The sequence below is a fragment of the Clostridium lundense DSM 17049 genome (genome assembly GCF_000619945.1).
In the GTDB taxonomy this organism is placed as follows: domain Bacteria; phylum Bacillota; class Clostridia; order Clostridiales; family Clostridiaceae; genus Clostridium_AO; species Clostridium_AO lundense.
This window is the reverse complement of sequence record NZ_JHVC01000010.1, coordinates 78964-96803: the sequence shown is the minus strand read 5'-3', so window position 1 is coordinate 96803 and position 17840 is coordinate 78964. Positions and strand designations below refer to the sequence as shown.

Here is a 17840-nt window from a genome sequence, read left to right as displayed (position 1 = left end):
ACTACTCCACCTCCATTATTGAATATGCAATGGCATTTTCTCTACTATGAGATATACTTATATGAATTTTATAGTTTTCATATGCATTTAACAATTCCCTAGCCTTACCATTGATGTAAACTATAGGTTTTCCCAAATCATCTCTTAATATTTCTATATCCCTTATATTAAAATTTCTAAAGCCAGTGCCAAAGGCTTTTGCTACAGCTTCTTTTCCTGCAAATCCTCCAGCTATAGTTTCTTCTCTAAAATTTCTAGTTTTAAAATACTCTAACTCTTTATCAGTAAATATTCTATTTAAAAAATTAGGATTTCTTTTTATAGCATTACCAATCCTATCTATTTCTACTATGTCTGCTCCTATTCCTATAATCAAAGATATCTCCTCCTAAAAATAATGGATAAAAAAATAGAGGTTTTCACCTCTATTCTAGCATAAACTCGATTTTTTAAATAATAAATAATAGAGAATAAATAATAACTTTTAGAAGAACATCTTGCTTATTTATTCTTTATTATTTTTCATTTATTATTTGAAAAAAGTTGCCCCTTAATCTTTTTAATTTGTTGCTATATTCATTAATTCATTATCAAAATCTATAATATATTCATCTATATATTCTCCAAGTATGTCCACTAAATGAATAGGTGATACATTATTATCGTATACTAGCTTTAATAGCCTATGTACTTTATGCCTTTGAGGACTTATACATTTTACATAATCTCTTTCAATGTTTACTATACTGCCATCTATTTTATCCTGCCTCTCAATCTCTATACCATAAGACTGTACTTGCAATGATTCTCCACCATAATTTAGGGTGACCTGATCCTTTAGTAGCCTGTAATAATAATTATACTCTATATTTTCCTTCTCAATACTTCTAGCTAAATTTTCTACAACTAACATAATTTCAATCCCCCCACTCAATTAACTTTAATAATATATTATCACCTATTGAAAAAAAAAGTTGTCACTTCATAGGAAGACTATTTTAGAACTTATCTCTCTAATATGACATTTATTCTATAAAAAATCCTTAACTGCTAACCATATATTACTGTTATGGAAATATATGTTACAAATATATATTATACCTGTCGAATAGTTAACCAATTTGACTATATTTTATCTCTATATCAGAAAAAAGTTGGAAATATCATACATAATAAGGTTATTAAAAATGCAGATATAATCCCTCCTATTGATGTGCATAACAAAGACTTCTTAAAATCTAACCCTAAAAAAGCTGCAATTGCACTACCAGTCCATAATCCTGTAGTAGGAAGTGGAATTGCTACAAATGTAATTAAGCCAATTTCCTTATATTTTTCAATTTTCCCAGAATTCTTTCTAATCTTATTTTCTATTATATTATTAATTGGTTCAAATACCTTATATTTTTTCATCCATTTAAATATAGAGTTGAACAACAATAATATAAAAGGAACTGGTAATAAGCTTCCTAAAAAACTTACTAAAAAAACAAATGAAGGACTCATATTATAAGCAAATATTCCTAGAGGTATAGCCCCTCTTTGTTCAACAAGCGGTACTGCTGACATAATAAAAACCTTTAAAATATTCATAAATTCTCTCCTTTTAATATGTAAAATTATTTTTTCATAATATATTACCATATAATATATTATAATAATTGTTTACAATTGTTTTCAATACACAAATTAATACCCAAAACTATAAAATCCATACAATTATAGCAATTACAGTTACTTTTTAAAAATCTTTTCTTTTATCAATGCTATGAAATAATACTGGTTACTAAAAAGTAATTTAATAGGGGCGGTTTCTACACCGTCCCTATTAAATCTTAATGATTACGTTAATATTAATTTTTTAGATTACGCTCCCTTAGCAAACTCCTTATTTCCTGCTGACTTTATTCTAGGGAAACCTATAGCTATAGCTACTAAAGCACATATTCCCATAAGGTAAGGATAATATAAATATCTCATTATTAAAAATGGAGATATCTTTGCTAAACCAGAAGCTGCTAATAATTGTGCTCCATAAGGTATTATTCCTTGACAGAAACATGAAAAAGTATCTAGTAAACTAGCTGATTTTTGTGGTTCTATTCCATACTTCTCAGATATATTTTTAGCTAATGGTCCTGTCATAACAATTGCTATTGTGTTATTAGCTGTACACATATCAACCAATGATACTAATAAAGCTATACCGATTTCCGCTCCCTTTCTTGTTTTTACCTTACTTGTAATAAAACTTAATAGAAAATCTATTCCTCCATTGAATTTTATTAGCTCTACAGTTCCTCCAATTATTAATGATATTATAACTAATTCAGACATACCATTGATACCCTTAGCTATGGATTGTAAGAATCCCACAAAATTAAAAGCACCATATGCTATTCCTATAATTCCTGAAAATACTGTGCCTCCTACTAATACAGCTAAAACATTTACTCCTGCAAGAGCTGCTATAAGTACAGATACATATGGAAGTACTTTTACTAAACTGTAGTTATATTCTCCACTCAAAACAGTATTATTTCCTGAAGTAATTACAGCAAATATAATAGCTGTAGCTACTGCTGCTGGCAATACTATAAAGAAATTTGTCTTAAATTTATCCTTTAGCTGACATCCTTGAGTTCTAGTAGCTGCAATAGTAGTGTCAGATATCATAGAAAGGTTGTCTCCAAACATAGCACCTCCTACTACTGCTCCTATAACTAATGCTACTGGTATACTTGTTTTATCTGAAATTCCAACTGCCATAGGTGCTAATGCTACTATAGTTCCCATAGAAGTTCCAATGGAAATAGATATAAAACATCCAATTATAAACACTCCTGATATCAATATATTACTTGGCAAAATAGATAATCCTAAATTAACCGTAGACTCAACTGCGCCCATATCCTTAGCTACTTGAGCAAATGCTCCTGCTAATATAAATATTACACACATTAATATAATGTTAGGCTCCCCTGCCCCTTTACAAAATATATCTAACTTATTGGATATACTTTCCTTTCTATTCATTAATAATGCTACAATTGCTGCAATAAGAAAAGGAACACTAACAGGCATTGCATAAAAATCGTTAGAAATAAGTGCAATTACTACATATAAAACTATAAATACTAATAAAGGAAATAACGCACTTGCTCTTCCTTTTAATTCGCTATCTTTCATTAAACTTTCCTCCTCAATAAAATGTTAAATAAATAAAAAAACTCCTTGCAGATAGATACAAGAAGTTTAACTTCTCCTCTTATCTATCAGGTTTTTATACCTGCTGGAATTAGCACCTTGAAAGTATAAAACTTTCCGGTTGCCGGGTTTCGTAGGGCCAGTCCCTCCACCGCTCTGGATAAGAAGCGTCTTAATTTAATTTTAAACATATTTTAGCATAGTAATTTACATTAAGTCAATGTTTATATTATTGTTATTTATATAATCTTTTTACATATTAGGTTCATATTTAATATAGAAATAAAAAATAGTACCCATGATTAAAGTTCAGTTCCTACTTTTTATATCCTTATTAAAAGCTATAGCTGCATTTATTTCTCCACCTACTATAATTATAATAGAAGTTAAATATAACCAAGTTAAAAGAACTATTACAGCACCAATACTTCCATATACTCTTGAATAATTCCCAAAATTATTAACATAAAAAGCAAATCCAACAGAAGCTATTACCCATCCTACTGTTGCAAATATTGCCCCTGGTATAACTTCTTTCCATTGTAATCTTCTGCTTGGAATATAACGATACATTAAAGCAAATATTAATATCATAGAAAAAAGAATTATCATATATCTTATTACGTTCCATATAACTTCAAACAAATAACTAACTCCAATCTTTTTAGCTAGAATATATCCAATAATTTGTCCAAAAACCAATAGAAGTATAGTTAATATTATTAAAAAACCTAGTCCTAATGTACTAATTATAGAAATTAATACTACCTTAAAAAAAGATCTTTTTTCCTTCTCGTCATATGCCTTATTTATTCCTTTTATTACACTTCTAAACCCACTAGATGCAGTCCATAAAGTAAATATAATACCAAATGATAATAAATTTGTATTTTTTGTCTCTAATATTTCTAATACTGTATTATGAACTAATTCGTAGGCGTTGTTTGGCAAAACTCTACTAATCTCTGATAATACAAATTCACTATCTATAGAGCTAAATCCTACTAACGTCATTAAAAAAATAAGAAATGGAAAGAATGCTAATAATAAGCTATAAGATAATTGAGATGCCAAAGCAGGTATTTCGTCATCTAGTATCCTTTGTATTAAATCCTTTATATTCATTTTTGATCTCAAAATATTCTCCCCTTTACCAAGCAAATATAATATATATCTTATAATTATTGTGTTCATGATAGCTTGCTTCTATGCTTGGCCCTTTCTGAGGATAATTCTATCATATTATCATATTAATGTAAAATATATACAAAATGTATCAACTGTCAGTTGCAAAAAATACAAATTACATTTAAATTATATGTAGGATATAATTTCCATATTAATATATTATAATAACATATGGAGGATTTTATATGAACATTGTAGTAATAGATGGACAAGGTGCTGGTCTTGGCCAAACAATTGTAAAAAAACTTCGCAAAGAATTAGGAAAAAGTATTTTTATAATAGCTCTAGGTACTAATATAGCAGCAGCTAATAACATGATAAAAGCCGGTGCTAATAAAAGTATTATTGGTGAAAAAGACATACACTCCTTTCTGAAAGAGGAAGAAATAAATTGCATTATAGGCCCTATAGGTATACTTTGCAATGGCGGTATAAATGGAGAAATAACTTCAAAAGTATGTGGTACAATATTTGAAATAAACTGTACTAAATACATAATCCCCCTACAAAAACATGGTATCTATATACCAGGCACAAGAGATCTTCAAATAAAAGAAATTATAGAGGAAATCATATCAGATATTAAAAAAAATATAAAAAATGTCAGGTTAGACGCCTGACATTTCCTTATATTTTCATTCCTGAAACATAATACATATTTTCATTATCTATAATTTTTTCTACTCTAAAATATTTTTCCATTATTTTTCCTGTGGCTTCCCCCGAAGGTAGCTTATCCTCTTTTACAGTTTCACTTTTACTATGAACCTCATTTATCTTTTCTTTACTTTGTGAGTGAGCTATTACTACTTTCCCTCCGCCAGTAATCAGTGTTGATAAATGTTTTAAAATAGCATCTTTATCTTTAAAATGAGGATATACAGAATATAAGAATATATAATCAAAGCCATCTTCAGTATATTTCATTATATCTTTTACTATAAAATTAACTCTATTATCTTTATATTTTTCCTTTGCAACTATTATCATATTTTCTGCTATATCTACTGCAACAATCTTTTTTGGGCTTGTACTTAGTAAATATTTAATTAATATACCTGTTCCTGTTCCTACATCTAAAATCTTTGCCCCCTTCTTCACTGATGTTAATGCTAATATATTTTCTAACTTTTTTTCATCATGCCTACACATACTATCCCAATTAAAAGCTAAGTTATTAAAAAACTCTCTATTATCCATTTAAACTAACCGCCTTACTATTTCTTTCTATAGCCTTAACAACAAAAGGAATTATTATTATCTGTATTAGAATTCCCCATAATGGTTTTACAAAAGCACTTATCATAAACAGCTTTAGTACAAAAGATTTTCCTACAAACCCCATTAATACATAATTAGCAATTCCAGATATTAATCTCCCAAAAATCATAGCTAGTATCAAAGCTATGTATACATTACTCTTTTTTCTTTTAAATAAGTATCCTGATAACCATCCATAAGCAGCCAATTCAAAAGCCATAGCTACTGCTACTGGATATATAGGCGGCATACCTGTAATAACTGAATTTATTAATGGGGTTATAAAACCAATTAATAGTCCATATCTTTCTCCTAATATAAGACCACATAGTAGAACTGGAATATGCATTGGTAAAAATACGTTCCCTGGCATGCCTGTGAAATGAAAAATATAGGGTAGGATCAATCCCAATGCTAAAAATAAACTAGCCTTTACAAGTTCCTTTGTGTTAGTCTCCATAAAAAATCCCTCCTGAAAATTTTTGTAAATAGAGTTCTTGTCTTCAGAAGGAGTTTTTACTCCCACTGAAGCTTATTAACAGAATTCTTAGGAGTTTCACTCCTTAGAATTCGTTATCCTTTATGGGAAATCGTTATCCAGGGACGTACCCACTCTTTACATCCACTTTAAAGAAAAGCAGAGAACCCAAATCTTTGATTTGGTGTGAATCGCTTTCACAGAGTGCGATTGGAGTATTAGAGCGGGTAGTCATCGGATAAAAATATAAAAAGGTAGAGTATAACTCTACCTTCGTGGTATCAGATTTATTAATATTAAATTTTAATTTATCTAGTATTCGTGTTTCAAATTGAGTCTTCGTAACCCATGCTTACATTATACCATATTATGTATAAAATTCAACTTTTTATAAAACCATTACTTTTGAATTAAATCTTCAATTTTAACTTTTTTCTGCTGTAATCCATTTTTTATCATAAACTCTTGAGTCTTTTTAAGTTCTTGTATATCTTTGTCAGTTATACTACTATTAAAATCATACCAAGAATACATTTGTTTAGTTTCCTCGGGAGTTAACCCAACCTCTTTAGCTGTTATATTTATAGCTTCATCAAAATTATTGTTTATATAATCAATTGCTTCATTATGAACTTTTTTAAATCTTTCAACTATTTCTGGATTATCTTTTAAAAATTTTCCACTTACAGCAGTTACTATAGTTCCTTCTACTATACCTTCTCCATTAGTTACAATCTTTGCTCCTGATTTTACAGCTTTTAACGCCGCTGGTCCTGCTAAAAGCGCTGCATCTACACTTTTATTATTAAGTGCCGCTACTGCCTCTGGTATACCCATATTTACAAATTCTATATTTTCTTGTCTTAATCCATTTTTTTCTAAAGCTCCTACCAAAAGTTGATGAAGTACAGTTCCCTTAGGTCCTGCTACTTTCTTTCCTTTAAGATCTTTAGGTGTTTTTATGTTATTGTCTTTTGTTATTATCATAAACGCTTTAGGTGCTCTACTGTATACATTAATTATTTTTAAATCCACACCATTAGATGCCGCTAAAATAGCAGAAGTTCCTCCAAGAGCATGTAAAAACTGTAACTCTCCTGCAGCAAGCGCTTGCGTTTGTTGTGGTCCTGCAGTTATTTCATGCCATTTTATATTCATATTATCCTTTTGAAATTCTTTGTCAAAACTTTTATTGTTCTTTTCAATTATAGATGGCACGTTCAAAGGAGATTTTACATAAGTTATATTTATAGTTTTATTGTTTTTCTCCTCAGCTTTATTTTCTTTGTTGCCACATCCTGTCAGCATACTTCCTGCTATAACTCCAGTCAATGCTAAAGCTAATAATTTTTTTACTTTTATCATTTGAGTCCCTCCAATTTATAAAATAATACATTAAATTTAATTAATCCTCATCTCTACAAATAGCTTTTAAAATATCTTCCTTTATTTCTACTAATCTATCTAAAGCCAAATCCCTTGGGTAATTTTCCTCTATATTATAATCCCTTGCTACCTTCCCTTTATCTAAAATTATAATTCTATGCCCCAGTAAGATTGCTTCATCTACATTATGGGTTACAAAGACTATTCCTTTTTTGGTTTTTCCATATAAATTTATAATCTCCCTTTGCAAATTGTATCTTGTGAAATAATCTAGTGCTGCAAAAGGCTCGTCCATCAACATTATATCTGGTTCATATGCAAGGGCACGACCTATTGAAACTCTATGAGCCATTCCACCTGAAAGTTGAACTGGATAAGCTTCTGAAAATTTTTCTAATTTCATAAGCTTTAAAAATTTGTCTTCTATTTGTCTATCTCTTTTATTTAAATAAAAAGTTATGTTTTCTCTTACTGTAAGCCAAGGCATAAGTCTGCTTTCCTGAAATACCATTCCTATTTTAGGTTTAAACTTAACAGCATCTTTATAAAATACTATGCTTCCTGAAGTAGCATTTTCTAATCCACCTAATAATCTTAAAAGAGTTGTTTTTCCACATCCACTTCTTCCAAGAATTATTGTTATCACGTCACCTTCGATATTTAAATTTATATTTTCTAACACTGTATTTAATTTTCCATTTACCGTATAATTTTTATTTAAGTTATTTATTCTATACCCCTTCATTATCATCTACCTCTAGTTTCCAAACATTAATTTTTCTCACTAAGAGTGAAAATATATAATCCATTAAACTTCCTAATATTCCTATAGATAGAATACCTACAACTACAACATCTGATCTTGAAAGCTGTTGTCCATCTAAAATAAGATATCCTAGACCAGAAGATGCTGCTACCATTTCTGCTCCTATTATAGCTCTCCAACTATATCCTATACCAAGCTTCATTCCAACTAATATGTTTGGAAGAGCTGATGGTACTACTATCTTAAAAAATATCTGTCTTTTAGATAAATTAAAAACCTTCCCTACTTCTATTAACTTCTTATCACAGCCTTCAACACCCTTTATAGTATTTAAAAATACAGGAAAGAATGAAGCTAACACTATTATGATTATTTTAGACTTTTCCCCTATACCAAACCATAGAATAAGCATTGGTACTAAAGCTAAAGGTGGCGTATGTCTTATAAATTCTAATATTGGCTTAAAATAAGCATATATTCTTTTGTTTACCCCAAATAAAATTCCAAAAGGGATTGCTAAAATCAATGTTATAAAAAAACCTGATAAAATTCTTATTAAACTTTGTCCTATATGCTTGAATAAAATTCCTGAAGCTATAAGACTAATATAACTTTCTATAACAGTTTTTGGTGAAGGGAGTATATATCCGCTCCAATAATTATTTGCACTGCCAATACACCATATGGCAATTATTAATACAATAATTATATATCCCTTTAACTTATATACCATCTCCTGTATTGCATCCCCCTTCACACAGTAGTATCTCTATAAGGTCAATATCTTCATTATTCTCTACTGCATTTGTTACTGTTTCCAATACCTCTTGCTGTCCGCTTGCTTCTAAAACCTTTAAATTTAAATTTCTAAAAAACCCAAGAGGTATAGGAGATCTACTGCATTTCTCCTCCTTTGGTATATCTAACTCTTTGCATATATCATTCCATGTTTTAAAAACAATTCTGGATTTCTTCTCCTCTTTGAATATCAAATTTCCCATATCTTTTAGAGAACTACAAGGAGTGGTTATAAAAAGTGTATTATCTTTGTTATCCTTTATGTATATATCATATAGAGCTCTGGCACTATGAATTAATATAGGTTCTATTCTAGGTATAAAAAAGCCCCTGTTTTTTACTTTTTCTTTTATATATTCAATAGCTGCTGGACATCTTGTATCAAGTACTATCTTTTCTTCTTCCATACATAAATTTTCAAATTTATTCTTTACTAACTCTACTTGGCTTGGAGTTTCTACCACCTTATATCCTTTATCTTCTAGCTCTTTTATTAACTTCTCTAATTTATAAGCATACATAGCTTTAACTACTGGATTTATCCAAATATAATTCATCATTATTCCAACTTTCTAATCTTTCTTTTAATATTAATCATATAAAAAATAGCAAACCAATTTAATGGATAACTTTATCTAATACTTCATTAAAAGGTTTCCTTAATAATTTTACTACTTAGAGAGTTTGTTACATCCTCTTTCGCAAAATTCTGTTATTAACTTCAAACTATTATTCTATTATGGTATCATTAACATTTGCCTAATGATAATGAATATCAATCTCACGTTATGAATTACATTATAGCAATTATATTAACTTAAGTCAAAACCATAATTATTTAGATAACTTTTCTAAAGATAAACAGTGGGTAGCAATTTTATATAAATCTATAAAATGTTAACCACTGTCTAAATAGAAATCTATGTCTATAATTTATTTTATATCATACTTTTCAACATACCACTTTTTTACAAGCTGAGTTGATACCACATAGCATAGTAAAGTCACAATTACTAAAACATAATATAATAATGGTAACTTTGTAAAACCTAAAAATGTTGAAAGTGGGGAGTTTACTAAAAATGTTCCAGTTAATGCTACAATTATTGATGTAATTATCAATGGCTTACTTGCAGTACTTTGTATAAAAGGAATCTTATTAGTTCTAATCACATGAATAATTAAAGTTTGAGTGAATAAAGATTCTAAAAACCATCCCGTTTGAAATAAAGCAGGATTATTCCAACATTTAAATATAAATAACATAATAAAGAATGTTATATAATCAAATATAGAACTTATTGGCCCTATAGTTATAATATATTTCTTTAAATCACTTATCTCCCATTTCCTTGGCTTTTCCATCCATTCTTCATCTACAGAATCCGTTGGAATTGCGGTTTGAGAAATATCATACAATAAATTATTTGTTAACACCTGTATTGGTAACATAGGCAAAAATGGAACGAACATACTAGCTCCAATGATACTAAACATATTTCCGAAGTTTGAACTAGCTGCCATCTTAATATATTTAACTATATTACCAAATACTCTTCTTCCTTCAAGAACTCCTTCTTCTAATACTAGTAAACTATTCTCCAATAATATAATATCTGAGGATTCTTTAGCTATATCTACTGCAGTATCTACGGAAATACCAACATCTGCAGTTTTTAGTGCAGGTGCATCATTAATTCCATCCCCCATAAAACCTACTACATGATTTTTACTCTGTAATGCTTTTATAATTCTCTCCTTATGCATAGGTGATAGTTTTGCAAAAACTGTAGTTCTTTCTGCTACTTCAGCTAGTTCTTCATCACTTATTTCATCTATTTCATTTCCAAGTAGTATGGAGTCTATTGGTAAGTTTATTTCTTTACAAATTTTCTTTGTTACAATATCATTATCTCCTGTTAATATCTTTACATCTACATTATATTCATGAAACTTCTTAATAGCCTCACGAGAGGTTTCCTTAGGTGGATCTAAAAAGGCCATAAATCCTAATAAAGTTAATTCACTCTCATCCTCAACGGTATACTCTTTTTTATAATCCTTTATCACTTTGTAAGCCACTGCAATAACTCTAAAACCTTCTTCATTAAGACTTTTGACTATAGAATTAATTTTTTCTGCCATCTTTCCTATAAAGGGTTCTGTTCCTTCCTTAGTTTCATATTTATTGCATAAACTCAAAACTTCCTCTACTGCACCCTTACAAATTAATACATCTTCCATTCTTTTATTTCTTACTACCACAGACATCCTTTTTCTTATGAAATCAAATGGAATTTCATCTATTTTTTCATATTTGTATTCTATATTAGCATCTTCTTCATTATCCTTACTTTCAAGTATTGCTTCATCCATAAGATTTTTTAATCCTGTTTGATAGAAGCTATTTATATATCCATACTTTAAAACTCTTTTACTATCTTCACCATATATATCAAGATGTTTTTCTAATATTACTTTCCCACAAGTAATTGTTCCTGTCTTATCTGTACAAAGTACATCCATAGCTCCAAAATTTTGTATTGCATTTAGTTTCTTTACAATAACCTTTTTCTTTGACATTGCTATAGCACCTTTAGAAAGGTTAACTGTTACAATCATAGGAAGCATTTCTGGTGTAAGTCCAACAGCTACAGCTATAGCAAATAAAAATGCTTGTTCCCAATCACCTTTAATAAAACCATTAATAAAAAATACAATTGGTGCTAAGATGAATATAAATCTAATCATTAGCCATGTAAATTCATTTACGCCTTTATCAAAGTTTGTCATGCCCCTTTCTTCTGTTATTTTACTACTTAATTGTCCAAAATACGTATTACAGCCTGTGGTTATAACTACTGCAATAGCAGTGCCACTTTCTACATTAGATCCCATAAAACATAAATTAGGGTTTTCTAGAGGATTTGCATATTTTTTATTTATTATAAACTTCTCTACTGGTAAAGATTCTCCTGTAAGAGCAGATTGATTAATAAATAAATCTTTTGAAGAAATTATTTGAACATCTGCTGGGACCATGTCTCCTGAAGATAAATGTATAATATCTCCTGGAATCAACATTTTTAATGCTATTTCCTTTTGTACTCCTTCACGAATTACTGTAGCTGTAGTACTTACCATGGCTTTAAGCTGCTCAGCAGAATTATCCGCCTTTAATTCTTGTACAAACTTTAATATAACTCCTAAAGATACCATTACACACATTACTATAGTTCCTGTAGTATCTCCTGTAATATAAGATACAAACGCAAGCACTGATAAAAGTATTACTAACGGATTTTTTATATTATCTAATATCCTTGCAAGTACTGATTTCTTTTTTTCACTTTGAAGTTCATTTAACCCGTATGCCTCTAATCTATTTTCAGCCTCCACTTCTTTTAAACCATTTATTGATGTTTTAAGTAGTTTAAAAACTAATTCCATGTTTTCAGTTTCAAAATTCTTAACTAATTTTTTTAATTCCATAACAATGACCTCCTTCTAGTCATTGTTATCAAAAGGGTGGTTGACTCTTTTGATAACAACAGTTATTCTAATTTTCCACTTATGACATTTACCTCCTGGGCTATCTTCCACATCAACCACCTCCTTTCTTTTATTTAAAACATAATAATAAAAAATCTCTTCATTTCAACGAATGAAGAGATTTTGTGCGACAAAAAAATGCTATATTGACTTCACTCGTTGAGTTTTAGCACTACAAAGCTTTGAGCAAAACCATTCATATTCTTATATGAAGGTTGTCAGCTACATTAAGTAGAACCTTATTTCGGCAATACCTGCTGACCCATTGGCGTCTCTCGACATTTCTGGGCAGTAGCGTATATCTGTTGTAGTAACCTCACCTAACGAAATTATTTAATTGTAAAAATAAAATATTATTAATTCATAACTAATTATACATTAATAGTATAATATTAATCCATAATTGTAAACACAAAACTTATGATTTACTAATTAGAAAATATTATCAATAGATGTATAATCCATCTATTATATAGTATTCATTAATATATAGTATTCACTAATCATGAAAAAGCTACACAATAGAATATAGATAAAAAATTTAATCATTGTTATAAATATTTGAACTGAACTGTATATTTATCATTTTCAAAAGTTAAAATAGCCATACTAATAGGCAAACTAAACCTCCTAGGTCCTGCCCCACCTGGATTTAAGTATAATACACTGCCTTTTTCTACTTCATAAGCTTTATGTGAATGTCCAAATACAACTATATCTATTCCAGCAGCTTCAGGATCAATATCCATTGTACTAACATCATGTATCACATATATATATTTACCTTCAAATTCTATAACATCTGAAAAAGGTAACTTCTCTTTTAACTTTCCTTTGTCACAGTTTCCTCTTACTATAACTACCTTAGAGCATAACTTATTAATTTCTTCTATTATCTTTTCATTATCAAGATCTCCTGCATGAATTATCATATCAACTTTCTTTAGTTCTTCAACAAATTCATCTCTTAAAAGGCCATGTGTATCTGAAATAATTCCTATTTTCTTTGTCATTATATTTTCACCCTTAATATATATTAAATAAAACAATCCACATTGTCTATACCATTTTATCAACACTGTGGATTATACTGATTAAAAACTTAATAATCTTTTATTTTACTCTTTGCTAAACTCCTAGCAATTATCTTTATCCATTCTTCTAAGTTATACTTTTCCACGCCATTTCATAAGGCTTTAACTCAACATCAAAATATATTTCTCTATTCATATATATTCTTGCTTTCTCATTTTCTCCACTATTGTTTATTACTACAATTTTCCCTATATTACTAAATGATGCACACTCCACATTTATATTTGAGGAAAAATTATATTGTATTTCTTCTTCTTTGTGTGCTGCCCAATAAATTGCCCTTTTTAATAGACGTACATTATTATAGTTAAATGGCATTCCAGCTATGTAAACAGCCCTACCATTTCCATAATCATTTACAGCAAGAGATGCACTCATGTTATTCTCATAAAGTACATGTACATCCTTTGAAGCTACATATATACAATTCATTCCTTCACCAAAATCTATTTCTTTATCTGCATCTTCAATAATAAAGTGATTTTTAATTATATTATACTTTAATTTATTTCTACTTAAGCCAAAACCTATTTCTTTTTGCACTCCTAATACATCATAAAGTTGAAAGAACGCACCATAATGTTCACAGGCTGTTGGATCACCTACTCCAATAAAACCTCCCCCATTATAAACCCACTCTCTTATTGTAGTAACTACTCTTTCATCCTTCCAATAGTCTCCTCCACTCCATGAAGTATAAGCATCTCCTGCATTTATGATTACTTTTATGTCCTGTGATATTCCCAAATTCTTTATGTCATCAAAGCTAATAAATTCTATATCAAATTCAAGACCTGTTAAAGCCTCAAGTATACCAAGATATGAATAACAACGCTGATTCCAAAGAGAATGTGCTATCTGGTGGGTTTGCCACCTTCTTAGTCTCCCCCAAGTGTTTAGTATTGCTACCTTGAATGATGCGCTATCAGCCTTTGTTCCTTTTGTATTTTCATGTATAGATCTAAATTCATTTGCAATACTTTGAATACAGTTAATAAATTCTGGAGATTTAAGTGCAAGACTTAAACTCCCGCCATACCCCATTCTATCTATAGGCTTTCTTAATATAGCTCTTCTTGATTTTATCCAAACTTTTGTGACCTCTGCCGCAAGATCTTCCCTTTCATGAAATACATCTGAGGATAAGTAAGGATAAAACCTAATTTCTGTAGCTTCTACAGGTATATCAGCTATCATTCTAGTAGTTACTCCGTCACCACCAGATCCAACAACAGCATCAAGTCCAATTTGTGTAAAATATTTGCCATAGGGTTCTGTACCCGCAAAGTGGTCACCTAAAAACATTATTGCTTTTTTATTTCTATTATGAACTAACTTAACACATTCTTTGGCAAAACTAGCTACAAATCTCTCATTAAATTCAATCCAATCAAGATGAAATTTAGACGGATTCTTAAATGGAGTATTAAAGTATCCATTGTCTATAAAATCTTCTGGTCTTGGTCTATACCCATACTCTTCTTCAAATATTCTTATAGCAAATGTACTTACACAACTAGCATAACCAAACCAGTCAATTTGTTTCTCTTTTCCATTTTCATTATAAATAAGATCAAAATTATAAAAAAATGTTCTGAACCCTACCACCTTAGTTACAGGGTGTTCAGCAAGCCATTTATCAAGAACTGATAATAAATGTTGTCTAACCTCTGGATATCTTGGGTCCAATGGCATTTTATGTTCTAGCGTCCATGAATTAATAATGTGATTATACATTGATACCGGTTCCCATATTTGCCATGCAATAAAAGTAACAGTATAGGAATGCCATTTTTTTATATTTTTTATGGTCACTACTTCTGTACATTCATTATAATCCCAATGGCTACTATCTATTATCTCTCCTGTTGTTCTATCTATTACTTCCCACCATTCCTTAGGATTATCTTTTGTATTAGGTTTAAATTGCTCCTTAAAATATCCCTTCATAATTTCAATACTAATAATTTCATCTATAGCCGTAACTGGTTCTGTTATTAAATATATCATTTGAAGCTTATCCTGATTCTTTTTAGCCCATTCATTGTCTTCCCTTATAATACAAAGGGTTGAATAAACATCAAAGCTCATATTAAGTATATCATCAGACAGCTTTATACCATCACAATCTCTTATAGCATCTGCTCTCCATTTTTCAGCAAGATACAATAGTTCTTTTTCCATTCCAGCTTCTGCTGGTAATATAAATCTGCCTTTTCCCATGACTATTCCCCCTCATATAATATTGTCATACATAATTTTTATTTGTAATATTTTTACTTTTAATATAAAATATTCAAATTTACTATTTCTTCTACGTACAGAGCCTAAATTCCTTCTTTTAGATTAGTAACATATGTGAAAACTAACAATTATATCAGATACTCTATGTTATAACAATAAAGTTAACAATTTGTTCATAATTTTATTTGCAATTTTTCACTTCACATATTTCCCTAAATGACACAATTCTCTATATTTTCTAATAGTATATTTTTCTTGATATATGATATGTATACTGGTAAATAAATAACTTTTCCATTAATAAACCTTTACACTAAAGAATTATCTTTTAATTTTATTTATGTAAAGGTTATCTTTTTTCTAACTATTTTTACAATGGACAGATAACATTCAAAATATGTTTTTTACGAATGTCATCTTTTTGTCATATCACCTATTGTCTTGTTTGATTTTCATAATATTTTAATTTAAGTAATATAATGGTTATTTTGTCGCATTGACACCGTAATTCGCCATTGATATAATTGACAAAATTAAATTGAAAAGTTATCAAATTTAGAAAATACCGGTATTAATTAAATATTCTATAATTTGAACTCACAAATATATGATCTTCTTAATCTTAATTAGAAAATCATAATATAAAAAACATAAATGAAAGGGGCATATTATTATGAATTATAGTGTAATTGGGGCTTTCACTATTATTTTAATTGTATTGACAGCTGGCGAAATTATTTCAATGAAAACTAAGGCATTTATTCCTTCGGTTTTCGTATCTGCAGTGTTATTCTTAATTGGATTTTGGACTTTTATGCCAAAAGATATTATTGCTAAAGGTTCATTTCAAACTCCTATAGTATATACTTCCATGTATCTACTATTAGTACATATGGGTACATTAATGAACCTAAAGGAGCTATTATCTCAATGGAGAACAGTTTTAATGGCTCTTGCTGGTATTTTGGGCATATGTATAATGACTTTAACTATTGGTAAAGTATTATTTGGTTGGCAGACTGTTGTAGCAGCTACTCCTCCTCTTACTGGTGGAGTTGTAGCATCAATATTAATGTCTAAGGCTGCAGCTGATAAAGGCTTAACATCCATAGCAGTGCTTGCTACCTGCATGTATATAATGCAGGGGTTCATTGGGTATCCAATTTCAGCCTTCTGCCTAAAAAAGGAAGCAAAACGTGTATTGGGAATTTATAAAAATGGAGGAAAAAAAGCTGATTTAGCTAAATCTGAAGTTGCATGTGAACTTGCTGAACCAAGAAAAAAACTTCTTCCTCCACTACCAGAAGAGTATCAAACTCCCTATGTAATTTTATTAAAACTAGGATTTGTTGGTTGGATAGCTTCTAAAGTTGGTCCAATTGTACACATTAATGATTTTGTACTTTGTTTAATTTTAGGTGTTATTGCATGTGAAATTGGATTCTTAGAAGAAAAAGCGTTAAATAAAGCTAATTCATTCGGATTCCTTATGACTGTACTTATGGCATTTATATTTGCCAACCTTTCTCAAGCTACACCATCTATGTTAAAACAAATAGCTATTCCACTATTCGGAATTATTATTTTAGGTGTAATTGGTATGTATGTTATATCATTAATACTTGCAAAGACACTAGGATTTTCAAAACATATGGCCTTTGCTTGCACACTTACTGCATTATATGGGTTCCCAGCAGATTATATTTTAACTCATGAAGCAATTAAATCTGTATGTGAAACAAAGGAAGAAAGAGATTACGTAATTGAGGACATGCTTCCAAAAATGCTTGTAGCCGGTTTCACTACTGTTACAATAGCATCAGTTATTATAGCTGGTTTCTTTGTAAAATTATTATAATTTTTATA

16 protein-coding genes and 2 riboswitches are annotated in these 17840 nt (G+C 29.5%); of the genes, 2 read left to right on the top strand and 14 right to left on the bottom strand.

Translation table 11 applies throughout. From position 1 onward, the window contains the following. Window position 1: 1 nt before the first annotated feature. From acpS to T514_RS0112995, 5 genes are all read right to left on the bottom strand, one after another. Entirely contained in the window at window positions 2–376 is a 375-nt protein-coding gene (gene acpS, locus T514_RS0113015; RefSeq protein ID WP_027625180.1) for a holo-ACP synthase, read from the bottom strand. Window positions 377–559: 183 nt separating this feature from the next. After that, window positions 560–913: a DUF6514 family protein gene (locus T514_RS0113010; protein ID WP_027625179.1), complete on the bottom strand. Its 354-nt coding sequence runs from the start codon at window positions 911–913 to the stop codon at window positions 560–562. Window positions 914–1143: 230 nt separating this feature from the next. Next, entirely contained in the window at window positions 1144–1593 is a 450-nt protein-coding gene (locus T514_RS0113005) for a COG2426 family protein (RefSeq protein WP_051542039.1), read from the bottom strand. A 273-nt stretch (window positions 1594–1866) separates the two neighbouring features. Next, window positions 1867–3189, bottom strand: coding sequence for a Na+/H+ antiporter NhaC family protein (locus T514_RS0113000; RefSeq protein ID WP_027625177.1), 1323 nt, complete (start codon window positions 3187–3189; stop codon window positions 1867–1869). Between the two features lie 76 nt (window positions 3190–3265). Next, window positions 3266–3374: riboswitch (SAM riboswitch) on the bottom strand. A gap of 142 nt (window positions 3375–3516) precedes the next feature. Then, window positions 3517–4332 carry a YihY/virulence factor BrkB family protein gene (locus T514_RS0112995; RefSeq protein WP_034869111.1) on the bottom strand — a complete coding sequence of 272 codons (816 nt, stop codon included), beginning with the start codon at window positions 4330–4332 and terminating at the stop codon, window positions 3517–3519. Between the two features lie 248 nt (window positions 4333–4580). Between T514_RS0112995 and T514_RS0112990 the strand changes: the two genes are divergently transcribed. Beyond that, a complete protein-coding gene (locus tag T514_RS0112990; protein WP_027625175.1) occupies window positions 4581–5015 on the top strand; it encodes a DUF3842 family protein in 435 nt (144 codons plus the stop codon). A gap of 7 nt (window positions 5016–5022) precedes the next feature. Here T514_RS0112990 and T514_RS0112985 read toward each other — a convergent pair whose 3' ends face one another. The 9 genes from T514_RS0112985 to gnpA form a co-directional block, all read right to left on the bottom strand. Beyond that, a complete protein-coding gene (locus T514_RS0112985; RefSeq protein ID WP_027625174.1) occupies window positions 5023–5595 on the bottom strand; it encodes a class I SAM-dependent methyltransferase in 573 nt (190 codons plus the stop codon). Further along, a complete protein-coding gene (locus T514_RS0112980; protein WP_027625173.1) occupies window positions 5588–6115 on the bottom strand; it encodes an ECF transporter S component in 528 nt (175 codons plus the stop codon). Before T514_RS0112980 ends, T514_RS0112985 begins: the two co-directional genes overlap by 8 nt. A 417-nt stretch (window positions 6116–6532) precedes the next feature. Next, entirely contained in the window at window positions 6533–7498 is a 966-nt protein-coding gene (locus T514_RS0112975) for an ABC transporter substrate-binding protein (protein ID WP_034869080.1), read from the bottom strand. Between the two features lie 40 nt (window positions 7499–7538). Then, window positions 7539–8264: an ABC transporter ATP-binding protein gene (locus T514_RS0112970; RefSeq protein WP_034869078.1), complete on the bottom strand. Its 726-nt coding sequence runs from the start codon at window positions 8262–8264 to the stop codon at window positions 7539–7541. Further along, window positions 8251–9018 carry an ABC transporter permease gene (locus T514_RS0112965; protein ID WP_027625170.1) on the bottom strand — a complete coding sequence of 256 codons (768 nt, stop codon included), beginning with the start codon at window positions 9016–9018 and terminating at the stop codon, window positions 8251–8253. Before T514_RS0112965 ends, T514_RS0112970 begins: the two co-directional genes overlap by 14 nt. Continuing rightward, entirely contained in the window at window positions 9008–9643 is a 636-nt protein-coding gene (locus tag T514_RS0112960) for a hypothetical protein (protein ID WP_051542037.1), read from the bottom strand. The genes T514_RS0112965 and T514_RS0112960 overlap by 11 nt, the downstream gene beginning before the upstream one ends. A 373-nt stretch (window positions 9644–10016) precedes the next feature. Further along, a complete protein-coding gene (gene mgtA, locus T514_RS0112955; protein WP_084284546.1) occupies window positions 10017–12575 on the bottom strand; it encodes a magnesium-translocating P-type ATPase in 2559 nt (852 codons plus the stop codon). A gap of 204 nt (window positions 12576–12779) precedes the next feature. Then, window positions 12780–12970: riboswitch (M-box (ykoK) riboswitch) on the bottom strand. A gap of 216 nt (window positions 12971–13186) precedes the next feature. Beyond that, window positions 13187–13648 carry a metallophosphoesterase family protein gene (locus T514_RS0112945; RefSeq protein WP_027625167.1) on the bottom strand — a complete coding sequence of 154 codons (462 nt, stop codon included), beginning with the start codon at window positions 13646–13648 and terminating at the stop codon, window positions 13187–13189. Window positions 13649–13796: 148 nt separating this feature from the next. After that, window positions 13797–15953: a 1,3-beta-galactosyl-N-acetylhexosamine phosphorylase gene (gene gnpA / locus T514_RS0112940; protein ID WP_027625166.1), complete on the bottom strand. Its 2157-nt coding sequence runs from the start codon at window positions 15951–15953 to the stop codon at window positions 13797–13799. Between the two features lie 694 nt (window positions 15954–16647). Here gnpA and T514_RS0112935 point away from each other — a divergent pair. After that, on the top strand, window positions 16648–17832 hold the full coding sequence (locus tag T514_RS0112935; RefSeq protein WP_027625165.1) for a membrane protein: 1185 nt from the start codon (window positions 16648–16650) through the stop codon (window positions 17830–17832). Window positions 17833–17840 lie beyond the last annotated feature (8 nt).

Excerpts from the sequence above, each read along its gene's own strand:
- T514_RS0113010 (WP_027625179.1), bottom strand. The coding sequence starts at position 913 with ATGTTAGTTGTAGAAAATTTAGCTAGAAGTATTGAGAAGGAAAATATA.
- T514_RS0113005 (WP_051542039.1), bottom strand. The coding sequence starts at position 1,593 with ATGAATATTTTAAAGGTTTTTATTATGTCAGCAGTACCGCTTGTTGAA.
- T514_RS0113000 (WP_027625177.1), bottom strand. The coding sequence starts at position 3,189 with ATGAAAGATAGCGAATTAAAAGGAAGAGCAAGTGCGTTATTTCCTTTA.
- T514_RS0112995 (WP_034869111.1), bottom strand. The coding sequence starts at position 4,332 with ATGAATATAAAGGATTTAATACAAAGGATACTAGATGACGAAATACCT.
- T514_RS0112990 (WP_027625175.1), top strand. The coding sequence starts at position 4,581 with ATGAACATTGTAGTAATAGATGGACAAGGTGCTGGTCTTGGCCAAACA.
- T514_RS0112985 (WP_027625174.1), bottom strand. The coding sequence starts at position 5,595 with ATGGATAATAGAGAGTTTTTTAATAACTTAGCTTTTAATTGGGATAGT.
- T514_RS0112980 (WP_027625173.1), bottom strand. The coding sequence starts at position 6,115 with ATGGAGACTAACACAAAGGAACTTGTAAAGGCTAGTTTATTTTTAGCA.
- T514_RS0112975 (WP_034869080.1), bottom strand. The coding sequence starts at position 7,498 with ATGATAAAAGTAAAAAAATTATTAGCTTTAGCATTGACTGGAGTTATA.
- T514_RS0112970 (WP_034869078.1), bottom strand. The coding sequence starts at position 8,264 with ATGAAGGGGTATAGAATAAATAACTTAAATAAAAATTATACGGTAAAT.
- T514_RS0112965 (WP_027625170.1), bottom strand. The coding sequence starts at position 9,018 with ATGGTATATAAGTTAAAGGGATATATAATTATTGTATTAATAATTGCC.
- T514_RS0112960 (WP_051542037.1), bottom strand. The coding sequence starts at position 9,643 with ATGATGAATTATATTTGGATAAATCCAGTAGTTAAAGCTATGTATGCT.
- mgtA (WP_084284546.1), bottom strand. The coding sequence starts at position 12,575 with ATGGAATTAAAAAAATTAGTTAAGAATTTTGAAACTGAAAACATGGAA.
- T514_RS0112945 (WP_027625167.1), bottom strand. The coding sequence starts at position 13,648 with ATGACAAAGAAAATAGGAATTATTTCAGATACACATGGCCTTTTAAGA.
- gnpA (WP_027625166.1), bottom strand. The coding sequence starts at position 15,953 with ATGGGAAAAGGCAGATTTATATTACCAGCAGAAGCTGGAATGGAAAAA.
- T514_RS0112935 (WP_027625165.1), top strand. The coding sequence starts at position 16,648 with ATGAATTATAGTGTAATTGGGGCTTTCACTATTATTTTAATTGTATTG.